Origin of the sequence: Leclercia adecarboxylata, from assembly GCF_023639785.1 — a bacterium.
Classification (GTDB): domain Bacteria; phylum Pseudomonadota; class Gammaproteobacteria; order Enterobacterales; family Enterobacteriaceae; genus Enterobacter; species Enterobacter adecarboxylatus_D.
The window spans coordinates 3183900-3198363 of sequence record NZ_CP098325.1; the positions used below are offsets into that span (position 1 = coordinate 3183900).

At 57.4% G+C, this 14464-nt stretch carries 11 protein-coding genes and 1 pseudogene; 2 read left to right on the forward strand and 10 right to left on the reverse strand.

Features of this window, described 5'->3' with window-relative positions:
* Positions 1-20 precede the first annotated feature (20 nt).
* From NB069_RS15155 to NB069_RS15165, 3 genes are all read right to left on the reverse strand, one after another.
* Positions 21-1421 carry a CBM96 family carbohydrate-binding protein gene (locus NB069_RS15155; RefSeq protein ID WP_250584850.1) on the reverse strand — a complete coding sequence of 467 codons (1401 nt, stop codon included), beginning with the start codon at positions 1419-1421 and terminating at the stop codon, positions 21-23.
* A 91-nt stretch (positions 1422-1512) separates the two neighbouring features.
* Entirely contained in the window at positions 1513-2697 is a 1185-nt protein-coding gene (locus NB069_RS15160) for an MFS transporter (RefSeq protein ID WP_250584852.1), read from the reverse strand.
* An 82-nt stretch (positions 2698-2779) separates the two neighbouring features.
* On the reverse strand, positions 2780-3040 hold the full coding sequence (locus tag NB069_RS15165; RefSeq protein ID WP_250584854.1) for a DUF2534 family protein: 261 nt from the start codon (positions 3038-3040) through the stop codon (positions 2780-2782).
* Positions 3041-3237: 197 nt separating this feature from the next.
* Here NB069_RS15165 and eco point away from each other — a divergent pair, with 197 nt between their 5' ends.
* Entirely contained in the window at positions 3238-3729 is a 492-nt protein-coding gene (gene eco / locus NB069_RS15170; RefSeq protein ID WP_434543588.1) for a serine protease inhibitor ecotin, read from the forward strand.
* Between the two features lie 37 nt (positions 3730-3766).
* Here eco and mqo read toward each other — a convergent pair whose 3' ends face one another.
* A complete protein-coding gene (gene mqo, locus NB069_RS15175) occupies positions 3767-5422 on the reverse strand; it encodes a malate dehydrogenase (quinone) (protein ID WP_250584858.1) in 1656 nt (551 codons plus the stop codon).
* A 178-nt stretch (positions 5423-5600) separates the two neighbouring features.
* On the opposite strand from mqo, the pseudogene NB069_RS15180 reads away from it, so the two are divergent.
* Positions 5601-6889, forward strand: a pseudogene (locus NB069_RS15180) (SulP family inorganic anion transporter).
* Here the strand turns inward: NB069_RS15180 and mgtE are convergent.
* From mgtE to NB069_RS15210, 6 genes are all read right to left on the reverse strand, one after another.
* Positions 6852-8288 (reverse strand): magnesium transporter, encoded by a 1437-nt coding sequence (mgtE, locus tag NB069_RS15185; protein WP_250584862.1) that lies wholly within the window; start codon positions 8286-8288, stop codon positions 6852-6854. The pseudogene NB069_RS15180 and the gene mgtE overlap by 38 nt on opposite strands.
* 149 nt (positions 8289-8437) lie before the next feature.
* Positions 8438-10081 carry a multidrug ABC transporter permease/ATP-binding protein gene (locus NB069_RS15190; RefSeq protein ID WP_250584864.1) on the reverse strand — a complete coding sequence of 548 codons (1644 nt, stop codon included), beginning with the start codon at positions 10079-10081 and terminating at the stop codon, positions 8438-8440.
* 76 nt (positions 10082-10157) lie between these two features.
* On the reverse strand, positions 10158-10808 hold the full coding sequence (alkB, locus tag NB069_RS15195) for a DNA oxidative demethylase AlkB (protein ID WP_250584866.1): 651 nt from the start codon (positions 10806-10808) through the stop codon (positions 10158-10160).
* Positions 10808-11872: a bifunctional DNA-binding transcriptional regulator/O6-methylguanine-DNA methyltransferase Ada gene (gene ada / locus NB069_RS15200; RefSeq protein WP_250584868.1), complete on the reverse strand. Its 1065-nt coding sequence runs from the start codon at positions 11870-11872 to the stop codon at positions 10808-10810. Before ada ends, alkB begins: the two co-directional genes overlap by 1 nt.
* A gap of 72 nt (positions 11873-11944) precedes the next feature.
* Positions 11945-13000, reverse strand: a complete 1056-nt coding sequence (gene apbE / locus NB069_RS15205; RefSeq protein ID WP_250584870.1) for an FAD:protein FMN transferase ApbE — start codon at positions 12998-13000, stop codon at positions 11945-11947.
* 120 nt (positions 13001-13120) lie between these two features.
* Positions 13121-14233, reverse strand: a complete 1113-nt coding sequence (locus NB069_RS15210) for a porin OmpC (RefSeq protein WP_250584872.1) — start codon at positions 14231-14233, stop codon at positions 13121-13123.
* Between the last annotated feature and the right edge of the window lie 231 nt (positions 14234-14464).

Below are 14464 nucleotides of genomic sequence, written 5' to 3' on the forward strand. Positions count from 1 at the left end.
TGATCTTTAATTCTGACAGATTAGATTTCCGGCGTGGTCTTAAACCCGCTCAGCATCAGCACCAGGCTCTCTTTAGAGGAGGCCGGGCTGAACTGGTAGTGGTTACCCTGACGGTCGCCACCGATGTACCAGGAGATTTCTGTTTTCCCGGCCGCCAGCGCTTTACGCACCGCTTTGTCGACGTCCACCATCCGGTATTCACGCTTGTTGTTGAGATACAGAATGGCATCGGAGTTATAGGAGCAGGCCGGGCGATGATTCCAGGTGACGGTCGCTGGATCCCAGTCGTTGCTTGCCGGATAGAAGAAGATCTGATCCGCGCCGTTGGCTTCGACTTTTCCGCCGTAGATCCGCACCTTGTATTTAAACTGCGACGCATCCTGGCCTTTTGGCAGCGGTGGGATTTTGAACTTGATAAGGCTCATGGTCTCGACGTTGCGGGTCCGGCCGCCGTTTTTCCAGTTATCCTGAATTAACAGCGTTTGCGCCGTCGGGACCGGGGTGGTTGGGGCCTCGCTGCTCACCCAGACGTTGGCCAGCGCCTTCGAATAACCGTGCGGTATAACGCCGCAATCCACGTCATCGTTCATACACATGTCAGTCATAAAGCGGGCGGCATCTTCGGTCCAGCCGTTCATAAAGTCGGCATGGGCGGTATACATGCTGCCCCAACGCTCTTCGCGCACATCGCCATTCATGATGGGATCGAGCGAGAGCTGCGCTTTGGCGGTATCCAGAGAGGTGATCCCGTGAAGGACATAGGCTACGTTCATATTCACCGTCGGGATTTTCACCGGATAACCGGAAGGGCACTGCCCCTTCACATCATAGGCCGCATTCGCCATACCGTGATGGGGCTTCAGGTTGATACCGTCCCAGCAGTTAGGAAACTGGATGCCGATGTTGAACTGTACGGCGTCCTGGGCTTTTCTCAGCCCACACACTTCACCAATTTTATTGCTGTAGCCTTTGCCGTTGGCACATAAAAAAGTGATTCGCGGATTAGGCGCGCTGCCGTGGTGATCCCCTGCCACCATCTCCAGCCCGGCAGGGAATGGATTAAGCGGGTACTGATCGACGTTGGTGGCCTGATAGTAGGTTTTCTGATAGGCCGGCTTTACCACCGTGCCGTCCGGGAGACGCATGGAAGGCGCCCAGTAAGCAGAGCTGTCCGCTTTGTTATCGCAGGTGGTTTCTGCACGCTGTTGTAACGATGAATACGTTGAGAACGCGTCGGTATGGGTGTTACCGAAAAAGTCGTGCCACATCGCCTGGTTGGTTTTGCCAAACATCATGACGGCATCATCGCCCAGGGTATGGGACCAGGCGCAGACAACGCTTGTCTGCGGGGTGGCATGTGCATAAAGGGACGGCAGCAACAGAGCTGACGCCAGCGCGGTGTAAAGTGTGGTCCTTTTCATTAGTATCTCCTTATAGAAAGGACCACATTGGTAACAAATGGGGGTTAACTCTCCGAATTATTTACAGAATAATTTTCCACAGTTGCGTGCTTTACAACGCCGACGGGCGCTTTAACAGGTAGACCAGGGTGATGAGGCAGATCGCCGCCCCGGTATAAAAGGTGTATTCCGCCCCCCATACCTCCCAGATAATACCGGCCCCCAGGCTGGCAATCAGCAGCGCCACACCGCTCACCATGCTGAACAGGCCAAAGGCGGTTCCGCGCAGGTCGGCGGGTGCCGTTTTGGCGATCATCGCGGTCAGCAGCCCCTGGGTCATCCCCATATGGATCCCCCACAGCGCCACGCCGGCAATGATCCCTATCCAGTGGGTGCTCAGCGCCAGCACGATATCGGCGGCGATCAACACCACCAGCCCCCACATCAGCAGGCGGGTATGGCTCATGGCATCGGAGAGTTTGCCGAACGGATAGGCCGAAAACGCGTAAAGCAGGTTCATGGCGACCATCACCAGCGGGATCAGCGCCAGCGGGATATGGGCCTGCTGGGCGCGCAGCACCAGAAATGCCTCACTGAAACGGGCGAGGGTGAAGACTGCGCCGAGGCCAATCACCCACCAGCAACTGGCGCCGAGGCGTTTAAGGTTCTCTTTTTTGATGGGGTTGGTACGCTTGTGGGTGACAGGGGTAGCGGGCTCATGCAGGCCGACAAAGAGCAGCACAACGGCTAAAATGCCCGGAATAACGGCAATCCAGAAAATGGTGCGGAAATCGTTATTCCACAGCAGCATCATGCCGACGGCCAGCAGCGGCCCCAGAAAGGCGCCGAGAGTATCCATCGACTGACGCAGCCCGTATGCTGCCCCGCGTAATTCTGGGGGCGTGACGTCAGCGACCAGCGCGTCGCGGGGTGCGCCGCGGATCCCCTTCCCTACCCGGTCAATCAGGCGCGCGCCAAGGATCATCCCTGAAGAGGAGGCCATGGCGAACAGCGGTTTGCTGGCTGCTCCCAGTCCGTAGCCCAGCAGCGCCAGCCCTTTACGTTTCCCCAGATAGTCGCTGATGGCGCCGGAAAAAACCTTAATGATGAGCGCAGTGGCTTCTGCCAGCCCCTCAATCAGGCCAATGACGATCACGCTGGCACCCAGCGTGGTCGCCATAAAGAGCGGCAGTAAGCTATGGATGATTTCCGATGAAATATCCATCAACATGCTGACGCCGCCCACCACCCAGACCCCTTTTGGGATCCGGCTCAGCGTGGAAAACCGGGAGACCATGTTCCACTCCTGTTATCAGGAAAACAGTCATTTAACCTGAATATAGCGCAGGAGTGAAATGCGAATCTATCGCGTTAATGACTCAATGTTTATCGCTGCCGCCGAGGAAAAAGATCCCCAGCGGGATGGCCAGCAGAACGGTAAATACCGTACTGTAGACCAGCACCATCGCCGATTGCAGCACGTACATACTGGTCGTCCACTGGGTCAACGGAATATTGTACTGCTCAACCACGCCAATGATTGTCACACGGCCCACCCCCATTACCGCGATCAGAAAAACCGTCAGCAGTGCCAGCAGAAATTTTTTCCCCGCCGGGGTGTTAAGTTTTTTACGTACCATGCGTGTTTTCCTTCACAGATAGATAACAAAGATTGCTGCTCACCCTACCACGATCGCTGCCGCCGCACCAACTCAGAATTTAAAACCATATTAAAGGCAATTTTTCAGTGATATAAACCAGATAAAAATAAAATTAAGGCAATAAACACCATTTGTGATAGGGTGATAGTTACCGTTTGTCATAAAAAGGAATGACTGTGAAAAACGCCTCTAAAAGCATCATCGCCCTGCTGGCCCTCACCTGTGCCAGTGCATACGCCACGTCTGCCGATCTGCCGCTCAGCAAAACGGCCCCGTATCCGCAGGCGGAACAGGGTATGAAGCGCCAGGTGATTGACCTGCCCGAGCAGAAAGATGAAGCAAATTATAAGGTTGAACTGCTGATCGGCCAGACGCTTGAAGTGGACTGTAACGCGCATCGTCTCGGCGGGCAGCTCACCAGCAAGACGCTGGAAGGCTGGGGTTATGACTATTACGTCTTCGATAAGGTCACTTCGCCGGTCTCTACCATGATGGCCTGCCCGGACGGCAAGAAGACACGCAAATTTGTGACCGCCAGCCTGGGCGAGCATAGCCTGCTGCGCTACAACAGCAAGCTGCCGATTGTGGTCTATACGCCTGCGAACATCGAGGTGAAATACCGCGTCTGGCGGGCTGACGAGAAGGTCGAAAACGCCGTCACGCGTTAATAAAAAAGCCGGGTTAGCATAACCCGGCTTTTTTGTGTCAGAGCGCGATATCCGCCACCGGTTTGCTTTCCGGCTGGGTTGTCGCCTGCGGCTGAGCCTGAGGCGCCGTATCCGGGGCCTGAGGTTTTTCATATTTCAACTGCAGCACGCGGCTGGTGTACTCCAGCTCCTGCTCGGTGGCCTCAACGTTACCGTTCAGCGCCGTACCGTAAGACGGAATAATGGTCTTCAGCTTCGCCTGCCATTCCGGGCTGGCGACTTTGTCTTTAAACACTTTTTCCATCAGGTGCAGCATGATTGGCGCTGCGGTGGAAGCGCCCGGTGAGGCCCCCAGCAGTGCCGCCACGGTGCCCTCTTTATCGCTCACCACTTCGGTGCCCAGACGCAGCACGCCGCCTTTTTCAGCATCACGCTTGATGATCTGCACGCGCTGTCCCGCCTGCCACAGACGCCAGTCCGCTTTCTTCGCGTCCGGGTAGTACTCTTTCAGCGCGTCGAAGCGATCGTCATCTGAGAGCAGCACCTGGCTAATCAGGTATTTCACCAGATCGAAGTTATCCAGACCCACATCAACCATCGGCCCCACGTTTGAGGTGGTCGTGGCGCTGAGCAGATCCCACAGCGAACCGTTCTTCAGGAATTTGGTCGAGAAGGTGGCGAACGGCCCGAACAGCACCACGCGCTTACCGTCAAGCATACGGGTATCGATATGCGGGACCGACATCGGCGGCGCGCCCACGGAGGCCTGGCCGTAGACCTTCGCCAGATGGCGATTCACCACCTCCGGGTTTTCTGACACCAGGAACTGGCCACCAACCGGGAAGCCCGCATAGTTTTCCGCTTCCGGAATTCCTGTTTCCTGCAGCAGCTTCAGCGCCGCACCGCCGGCACCGATGAAGACAAACTTCGCCCTGATGACGTGTTCTTCTTCATTGTGCTTCAGATCGGCAACGGTCACGCTCCAGGAGTTGTCGGCGTTACGCTTAAAGCCGCGCACCTCGGTATTCAGCGCCAGGTTGAAGTTCTCTTTTTTCTGCAGAGAGCCCACCAGCTGACGGGTGATTTCACCGTAGTTCACGTCGGTACCGATTTCCGTACGGGTGGCGGCCACTTTCTGGTTCGGGTCGCGCCCTTCCATTACCAGCGGTGCCCACTCTTTAATCTGAGCGTGATCTTCAGAGTACTTCATGCCGCGGAACAGCGAGCTTTGCTGCAGGGCAGCATAACGTCCACGCAGGAAGTTAACGTTGTCGTCGCCCCAGACAAAACTCATGTGCGGCACGGTGTTAATAAAGCTGTGCGGATCGTGCAGCACACCGCTGTTCACCTGGTGAGACCAGAACTGACGGGAGATCTGGAACGCTTCGTTAATCTCCACGGCTTTCTCAATGCTGATGGAGCCGTCTTTTTTCTGTGGCGTGTAGTTCAGCTCCATTAACGCGGAGTGGCCGGTACCGGCGTTGTTCCAGCCGTTAGAGCTCTCCTGCGCCACGCCGTCCAGGCGTTCAACCATGGTCATGGACCAGTCCGGCTGTAACTCTTGCAGATAGGTGCCAAGGGTGGCGCTCATGATCCCGCCACCAATTAAAAGAACGTCGGTCTCCTGCTCTTTTGGTGCGTCCGCTTTCACCGCCATGGAGACGGCGTTAAGCCCCACGGCCAGTGAAAAGAGCGCGGCAGTCATTTTTTTCATCATTTATGCCTTAGTTATATGCGTGGAAATTGCAGGTGAAATAAGCTGCGGGGCAAAATTAACAACATTTAAATATTGTTTAAAGGTTAAGAAATTATTGTAATTGTGAAATTTAATGGTGGAATGTTTGTATGGAAATGTCGCAACCGGCTGGCAAAACGGTCATTTTCTGGCTACTATGCTGCACTTTGTGATCGCGCGCACGGAAGCCCGCCCAAACCTGCGAATCTTATGTCTCAATCTTTGATGCCCAATGAAAGTCGCGTAGCTACCGTGCTGCGCTCTCCAACGCTTTTTGTACGTGAAATTCTGGCCGGGGTGATTACCGCCCTGGCGCTGATCCCGGAAGTGATCTCCTTTTCAGTGGTGGCGGGTGTAGACCCAAAAGTCAGCCTGTTTGCCTCGGTAGTGCTCTGCCTCGGGCTCTCGGTACTGGGCGGCCGCCCGGCCATGGTGACGGCAGCAGCCGGTTCCGTCGCGCTGGTGATCGGCCCGATGGTGGCGCAGCACGGCGTACAGTACATTCTGCCAGCGGTGCTGCTGGCGGGCGTGATTCAGATCCTGTTCGGCGCCCTGGGAATGGCGCGACTGATGCGCTTTATACCCGCCGCGGTGATGACCGGGTTTGTTAACGCGCTGGGCATTTTGATTTTCTTCGCCCAGGTCCCTCATTTCTGGAGTAAAAGCCCGCTGATCGTCGGTCTTTTCGTCCTGACGCTGTTAATTGTGCTCTGGGCGCCACGCTACATTAAAAGCGTTCCTTCCCCGCTGCTTGCCATTGTGGTGTTGACGCTGTTTACCGTCCTCAGCGGCCAGATCCTGCCGACCGTGGGCGATGAAGGCTCGATTGGCGGTGGCCTGCCGGGCATCACCCAGATGCTGGTGCCGCTCAATCTGCAAACCCTGAGCATTATCTGGCCCTGCGCCCTGAGTATTGCTTTTGTCGGCCTGATGGAGTCGCTCCTGACCGCAAAGCTGGTGGATGAGCTGACGTCGACCCCATCCAGCAAGCGCCGCGAAAGCATGGGGCTTGGCGTGGCGAATATCATGGCGGGATTCTTCGGCGGGATCGCCGGTTGCGCGATGATCGGTCAGACCATCGTTAACGTCGAAATGGGTAAAGGACGCAGCCGCGTCTCCACCTTTGCCGCCGGGCTGGTGCTGCTGTTGCTGGTTACCGCCCTGAGCGAGGTGATGGCTAAAATTCCGATGGCCGTGCTGGCGGGGATCATGGCGATTGTCGCCATCAAAACCTTTAACTGGCAGAGCATTCGCCCTGCCACGGTGAAAGGCGCGCCGGTTGCAGAAACGCTGGTGATGCTGGTGACCGTCGGGGCCACCGTTACCACCGGCAATCTGGCGATTGGCGTGGTGGGCGGGATTATCATGATGGCGATCCTCCCTGCCCGCCTGCGTCGTCACAGCGCCGCTACAGCAGAAACAGTGTCGCCAGCCCAAGAAAAATAAAGAAGCCGCCGGTATCGGTGATGGCAGTGATCATCACGCTCGACCCCACCGCGGGGTCGCGCCCAAGGCGGGTCATCACCATCGGGATGATCACCCCCATCAGCGCCGCCACCAGCAGGTTCAGCACCATTGCCAGGGTCATTACCCCACCCAGGGCCATATCGCCATACAGCCACCAGGTCACACCCCCCATAATCCCGCCCCACACCAGGCCGTTGATCAGCGCCACGCCGAGTTCGCGCAGGATCAGGAAGGTAAAGTTGCCCGGCTGAATATGCTGGAGCGCCAGAGCGCGCACGATCATGGTGATAGTCTGGTTACCGGTGTTGCCGCCAATTCCCGCCACGATAGGCATCAGTGAGGCCAGCGCGACCAGTTGGGAGATGGTGTGTTCAAAGCCGTCGATCACCCGCGAGGCGATAAACGCGGTACAGAGGTTGATCGCCAGCCACGCCCAGCGGGTTTTCACCGCCTTGCTCACCGGGGCGTAGACATCTTCTTCGGCGCTGAGTCCCCCGAGGGCACGCATGTCGTTGTCGGTCTCTTTATAGACGACGTCGACGATCTCATCGATGGTCAGACGCCCCATCAGCTTACCCACCGAGTCCACCACCCCGGCGCTGAGCAGGTTGTCACGCTCAAAGGTGCGGGCAGCCTTTTCGGCGTCATCTTCCGGGGAGAAGAGCATCGGCTGCGTTTCCATCACCTCGCTGACGCGGGTCTGGGCGCTGTTCAGCAAAATAGTCTGTAGCTCAAGCTCGCCGAGCAGGCTTTTATCCCGGGCGGTGACAAACAGCTTGTCGGTGTTCTTTGGCATTTTACCCAGACGCCGGAGATAGCGCTGGACCGCGCCGAGCGTCACGTCCGGGCGCACGGTAATTACGCTGAACTCCATGATCGCGCCGACGCGGTCCTGCTCATAGTGCATGACCTGGTGGATCCGGGCGCGGTCCTGTGGCGGCAGCGAGGCCAGCAGCCGTCCGGTCAGGTTTCGCGGCAGATGCTGCACCATGTAAAGCTGGTCATCGATATCCAGGGTGCGAACGGCGTCAAGAATGGCGTGGTCGCTCATCTCGTCGATCAGATCGTCCCAGACGTTTTCGGAGGCCTCGAGCAGCACCTGACCACGCTCGTGATCCTCAACCAGCCGCCACAGGGCGTGGCGCTCTTCCGAGGGCAGCGCTTCAAGGGTATCGGCGAGATCGGGCGGCGGCAAATGGGCAACCAGCGCCCCTACCTCAGCAATATCGTCGGCTAAGGTCCCGACATCATATTGCTCAGCCAGGGTCAGTTTGCCCAGCAGGGTGGAGGTGAGCGCTTTGTCGGTGGTCATCAGCCAGATCAGGCGCGCACGCTCTTCATCGCGCAACCGTGCGCTATTTTTTGTTAATCCAGACATCAATTATCAATCCATTAAATGAGTTGGCATTAAGCATAGCGTGGGGTTGTGTAAATTTTAATAAACGGATGAGAAGAGAGAATAAAAAAGCAGCAGGCGGGGAGAAAAGAGGCCGGGTAAGGCGAAGCCGCCCCCCGGCACAGTAACAGTCAGGCGGTACGGGCTACCGCATCAAGCGACGCGGCATCGCGCTCCGCGCCGGTCAGTTCCGTGAGCTGGCCGCTGCGCATCTCAAGCAGGCGGTCGGCATGGATAAAGTAGTGATCGTCATGGCTGATGGCAAAGATGGTTTTGCCCATCTGCTGCATCAGCGGCAGCAGCACCTGGTAGAACTCCCGGCGGAAATGCGGGTCCTGATCGGCAGCCCACTCATCCAGCAGAATAATGTCACGCTCTTCCGCCAGCGCCAGCAGCAGGGCCACACGCTTCTTCTGCCCTTTCGACAGCTTAAGGTTGAGGATCCTGCCATCCTGCAGCTCCAGCTTGTGCGACATTTGCAGGTGCGCCAGCCATTTATCCACCAGCGCCGGATCGGCCTGTTTGCCTTCCGGCCCCAGCAGCTGATCGAACAGCCAGACGTCGGTAAACACCGCCGAGAAGAGCTTGCGGTAATCCTCCGGCCTTTCGGCGCTTAGGGGTTTACCGTCCAGCAGGATCTCGCCCGACTGCGGCTGATACAGCCCGGTCAGCAGCATCGCCAGGGTTGATTTGCCGCTGCCGTTGCCGCCAATCAGGAACAGCAGCTCGCCGCGGTTAAGGGTTAAGTTCACTGGCCCCACGGAGAAGTCGTTGTCCTGATACTTGAACGTAACGTTGCGCAGCTCCAGCGTCTGCCAGTTCGGGAACGCCTGCGGGCGAGGGAATTCCGCTTTGTACGGCGCCAGCGCAAACTTGCGCAGCTTGTTAAAGGCCACCTGGGCGCTGAGCAGGGTTGGCAGCGCGCCAACCGCCGAGAGCAGCGGCGTGCGCAGGAACAGCAGCGTCAGCGAGTAGGTGGCGGCGACGTTGGTGTCCGCCCAGCCAAGGCTGTTGGCCATCCAGAAGACCAGACCAATCGCCCCCAGCATCATGATATTTGACCAGTTAACCGCGCTCAGGTGGAAGGTATCGGCCCGCACGATGTGGTGGCGATATTCGCGGGCATCCGGAATATAGAGGTTGTTGAAGATGTGCTCGGCGCGCTCGCGGTTGAGGGTCAGCTCTTTGCGCCCTTCCAGCACCGTCTGGTAGTCGTTGTAGAGCTTGTCTTCGGTTTCGCGCAGTACCGCCATATGCCTGTAGACGCGCGACACCAGCATATAGCCGCCCCAGATGGTGATCGCAATCCACAGGGCGGTGATCGCCAGCATTTTGGTGGAGAGCCAGGCCAGATACGCCGCCGATCCAAAGGTCAGAATGATCCCCTGCACCAGCTCCGGCAGACGCACAAAGGCAATGGTGATCGAGCGGACGTCGCTGGTTAACCCGGCCAGCAGCGAGGCGCTGCCCAGCTGCTCGACACGTTCAACCTGGGTATCCAGAATTCGCTTGATGAACTCGCTGCGCAGCCGGTAGACGAAGTGGTGACCCAGCGTCGTCAACGCCAGCTGTGAGCCCAGCGTAACGGCCATCAGCAGAACCAGCAGGCCGAGAAATTCCGGCAGCACCATCAGGGTGGTATCGACGGTTTCAATTAAACGCAGGTTGATAAAGGCGATAAGCCCAATACCCAGCGCGGCGCTGAGCAGGCTTAATGCCATCACCGCGATAAACGGCCAGCGGTATTGGCGCCAGACCAGTAACAGGAGTTCCATGCAGAGCAATCCAGACAAGAAAAAACAGCCAGCAGTGTAAACTGCTCGCCGCTTACATCAAGAATAATTCTTATTTTTATTCGTTGTACGCTGCCTGGCGGAAGGTCAGGTTGTAGCGATAGTCGCCGGTAAGCGGATGTGTTCCGGGTTTAAGCGGCTGAATACCATGATAAAACAGCCTTGATGGCCCACCCCACACCACCACGTCGCCATGCTCCAGCAGGAGGCGTTTAAGGGGATCGTTGCGGCGTAATCCGCCGAACTGGAATATGGCGGGCAGGCCGAGCGATACCGAGACAATCGGCGCCCGCAGGTCCGCTTCGTCTTTATCCTGATGCAAGGAGAGCTTCGCGCCGACGCCGTAGCGGTTGATAAGACAGGCGTCCGGCCGGAACTCAGGATAACCCGCCGCGCAGGCGGCAGCATGGCACAGGTCGGCAAACGCCTCCGGCATCGGCGGCCAGGGCGCAGCGGTGAGCGGGTCGAGGGGAGAATAGAGATAGCCCCGCTGATTGGTGGTCCAGCCCAGCCCGCCGCAGTTGGTCATCGCTACCGACATGGTGTAACCCCCGGGGGTGACCATCTGGCGAAACGGCGAGACGACGGCCACCTGTTCGATTGCCTGCATTAACGCAGGCCCGCCTGCCCGGGCGAAGCGGCGCAGGATCACCGCGCCGGGGGCCAGCGGCTCCTGCCAGGGTTGTTCATCGGCAAAAAGATCCAGCATTACACCTCCTCTTTTTTAGCTTCGCGCTTAAGCAACGCCGCTTTGCGGGCCGTGCCCCAGCGGTAGCCTGAGAGCCCGCCGTTGCTACGCACCACGCGGTGGCAGGGAATAACGATTGCAAGCGTGTTGGCGGCACAGGCCCGGGCCACCGCACGCACCGCGCCGGGATGCCCAATGGCGTTGGCCACCTGCTGATAGCTTGCCGTCTCTCCGCCGGGGATGGCACGCAGGGCCTGCCAGACCTGGCGCTGAAAGGCGGTGCCGCGAATATCCAGCGGCAGGGCGAGGGTTACGTCATGGTTATCCACACTGGCGATCACCTGGGCGACGCGTGCGGCGAAGGCGGCATCCGCCTGTTCACGCCGGGCGTGAGGGAAGATCGTCTCCAGCTCGGCAATCAGAGCATTGTCGTCATCGCCGGGCAAAATCGCGCAGACGCCCCGCCCGCTTTCCGCCACCAGACAACGCCCCAGCGTGCAGTCGCTCAGGGCGTAACGCACGGTGGTCTCCTCCCCGCCGCTGCGGTACTGCTTTGCGGTCATTCCCAACGTGGCATCGGCCTTGCGATAGTAGCTGCTGCTGTCCGGGAAACCCGCCGCCAGCACGGACCCGGTAATGCTCTCGCCCTGGGCCAGCGCATCGCGAAGCCTTTTCGCCCGGGCGGCCTGTTGCCAGCCTTTCGGCGTCATGCCGGTGGAGGCTTTAAACAGCCGATGAAGATGGTACGGGCTCATCGCCACCTGCTGCGCCAGCCTCTCCAGGGTCAGGGGCTGTTCCTGCTCCAGTAGACGACAGGCTTTTTCGATGGTGGCGACGCGCTGCGCATGGGGATCCTCTTGATCCGGGCGGCAGCGTTTGCAGGGACGAAAACCTGCCTGTTCCGCCTCGTGGGCATCGGGGTAAAAGCGGACATTTACACGCAGGGCATGGCGCGCCCGGCAGGATGGGCGGCAGAAGATACCGGTGGTCTGTACGGCAAAGACGAAGTGACCATCGGCATGACGATCGCGGGCCAGCACCGCCAGCCAGCGTTCGTCATCATTATTCAGGTTCGGCTTTTTCATGATCGGCTCCTTCTGTAAGCATACTCATAGCCTGCCTGAGTGCCAGCCGACAAAAACCCGCAACCTTGCTTTTTAATTCGCCCCGTTAACGAGGAAGCTGGCAAACTGCGGGGACATCCAGGTTTTGAAGTTCTCGCCTTCACGGGTGATCATATAGACTGCCAGCCCTTGCTGACGCACGATCTCTTTGGCTTTTTCCGCCCCCAGCACCATCAGGCCGGTATCCCAGGCATCCGCCTCCAGGGCCGTAGGGGCGATTACCGTCACCGACACCAGGTTATGGGTGATCGGACGGCCGGTCTGCGGATCGATCACATGGGATACCCGCTTGCCATCCAGCTCATAGTAGTTGCGGTAGCTGCCGGAGGTGCTGATGCCGTGGCCGTTGATATCAACAATGGCCTGTACGGCATTCTGCCGATCGGTCGGCTTCTGGATCGCCACGCGCCAGGGTTTATCACTGGCATTCATGCCCCGGCTGACCAGCGCCCCGCCCACGGAGACCAGATAGCGGGAGATCCCCTCTTCGGCCATCAGCTGCGCCAGGTGATCGGCGGCATAGCCCTCGCCCACCGTCGAAAGGTCGACAAACAGATCGGAAATGTCTTTTTGCAGATACTGTTTACCGGACTGATTAATTACCGACAGATGCTGTAGTCCCGTTTGCGAGCGGGCATCATCAATTTGCGCCTGGTCCGGCGTTTTTACCGGCTGCTTGTTGGGGCCAAATCCCCACAGGTTAACCAGGGGACCGACGGTGATATCCATCGCGCCGTTGGTTTTGTAGCCCACCCGCAGCGATTCGGTGACAATATCCGCCATCGCTTCGCTCACCGGCCACGGTGAGGTGCTCTTCGACTGATTGAAGCGCATCAGCGCCGAGTCGTTTTTATAGGTGGACATCAGCTGGTCATCGCCATCCAGCTGGGACTGGATCTTGCCGCGCAGCTCTTCTGCCTGAGCAGCGGAGAGATCGATGGCGCTAACGCGCCAGAAGGTGCCCATCGTTTTCCCTTCCAGCACCGTTGCAGCGGCGGTATCGTTCTTTACCGGCACGGTGGGAGCGTCGCACGCAGACAACATAAACAGGGTCGCCAGAAAGCCGGCGCGCAAAAAAGTAATTTCCATTCGTTATTATCCTCAAGCCTGAGACCGGCAAGAGTACACCAAAAAGCAGGCTTTGTAAGGGCCTGACAGCAAAACCAAAAAAAGGGGCCTTTTGGCCCCTTTTACAATCAGACGTAAGACTTAGAACTGGTAAACCAGACCCAGTGCTACGATGTCATCGGTGCTGATACCAGCACGATCGGTGAATGCGTTAGCATCCAGCAGGTTGATTTTGTAATCAACATAGGTAGACATGTTTTTGTTGAAGTAGTAAGTCGCACCAACATCAACATATTTCAGCAGATCCTGATCGCCGTTACCTTCGATGTCCTTACCTTTGGACTGCAGGTAAGCCACGGATGGACGCAGACCGAAGTCGAACTGGTACTGTGCAACCACTTCGAAGTTCTGCGCTTTGTTAGCGAAGCCGTAAACAGCGTTCGCGCCGCCGGACTGGGAGTCACCGAAACGGGTCGCGTTGTAAGTCTGGGTGTACTGCGCTGCCAGGTACAGGTTGTTCGCGTCGTATTTCAGGCCGCCGCTGTACACTTCAGCGTGGTCACCACGGCCGTAAACGCGTGGGCCATTCTGGTCTGCGGTACGTTTAGAAGAGGCTGCTGCAGCACCAACGCTGAAGCCTTCGCCCAGATCGTAGGTCAGGGAGCCGCCGAAGCCGTCACCGTTCTGTTTCAGCAGGCTACGGCCACCGAAGTTTTCGCCTTCTACGCTGCCGTTTTTACCCTGGTACTGCAGAGCAAAGTTCAGGCCGTCAACCAGACCGAAGAAGTCCTGGTTACGGTAGGTCGCAACGCCGTTACCACGGGATTGCAGGAAGTTGTCAGAACCGTAGGTGTCGCCGCCGAATTCTGGCAGGACGTCAGTCCAGGAGGTTACGTCGTAGATTACGCCGTAGTTACGACCGTAGTCGAAAGAACCTGCTTCAGCGAATTTCAGACCAGCAAAGGCCACACGGGTCCAGGACTGGTTGTCGCTTTCAGTGGTGTTACCCTGAATCTGGTATTCCCACTGGCCGTAGCCCGTTACCTGATCGTTAACCTGAGTTTCGCCTTTGAAGCCGATACGCATGTAGGTCTGGTCGCCATCAGCGCCATCGTCATCAGAGAAATAGTGCAGACCGTCTACTTTACCGTAGAGATCTAATTTGTTGCCGTCTTTGTTGTAAATTTCAGCCGCATTCGCTGCGCCTGCTACCAGCAGTGCTGGCACCAGGAGGGACAGTACTTTAACTTTCATTATTTTAACCCTCTGTTATATGTTTTTTATTACCACTGCTTACTGATTAACCCTCTTAACCAGTCGGCAAGTTCATTCTCCGCAAAAATACAGAATAATCCAACACGAATATGATACTAAAACTTTTAAGATGTTTCATATTGCCGTATAGATGTTTCAATTTGTAAATTTGAGGGAACTTTTTTGCCGCACAATAAGTTAAAAAATAAAGCACCAATAATCAAAAAATTA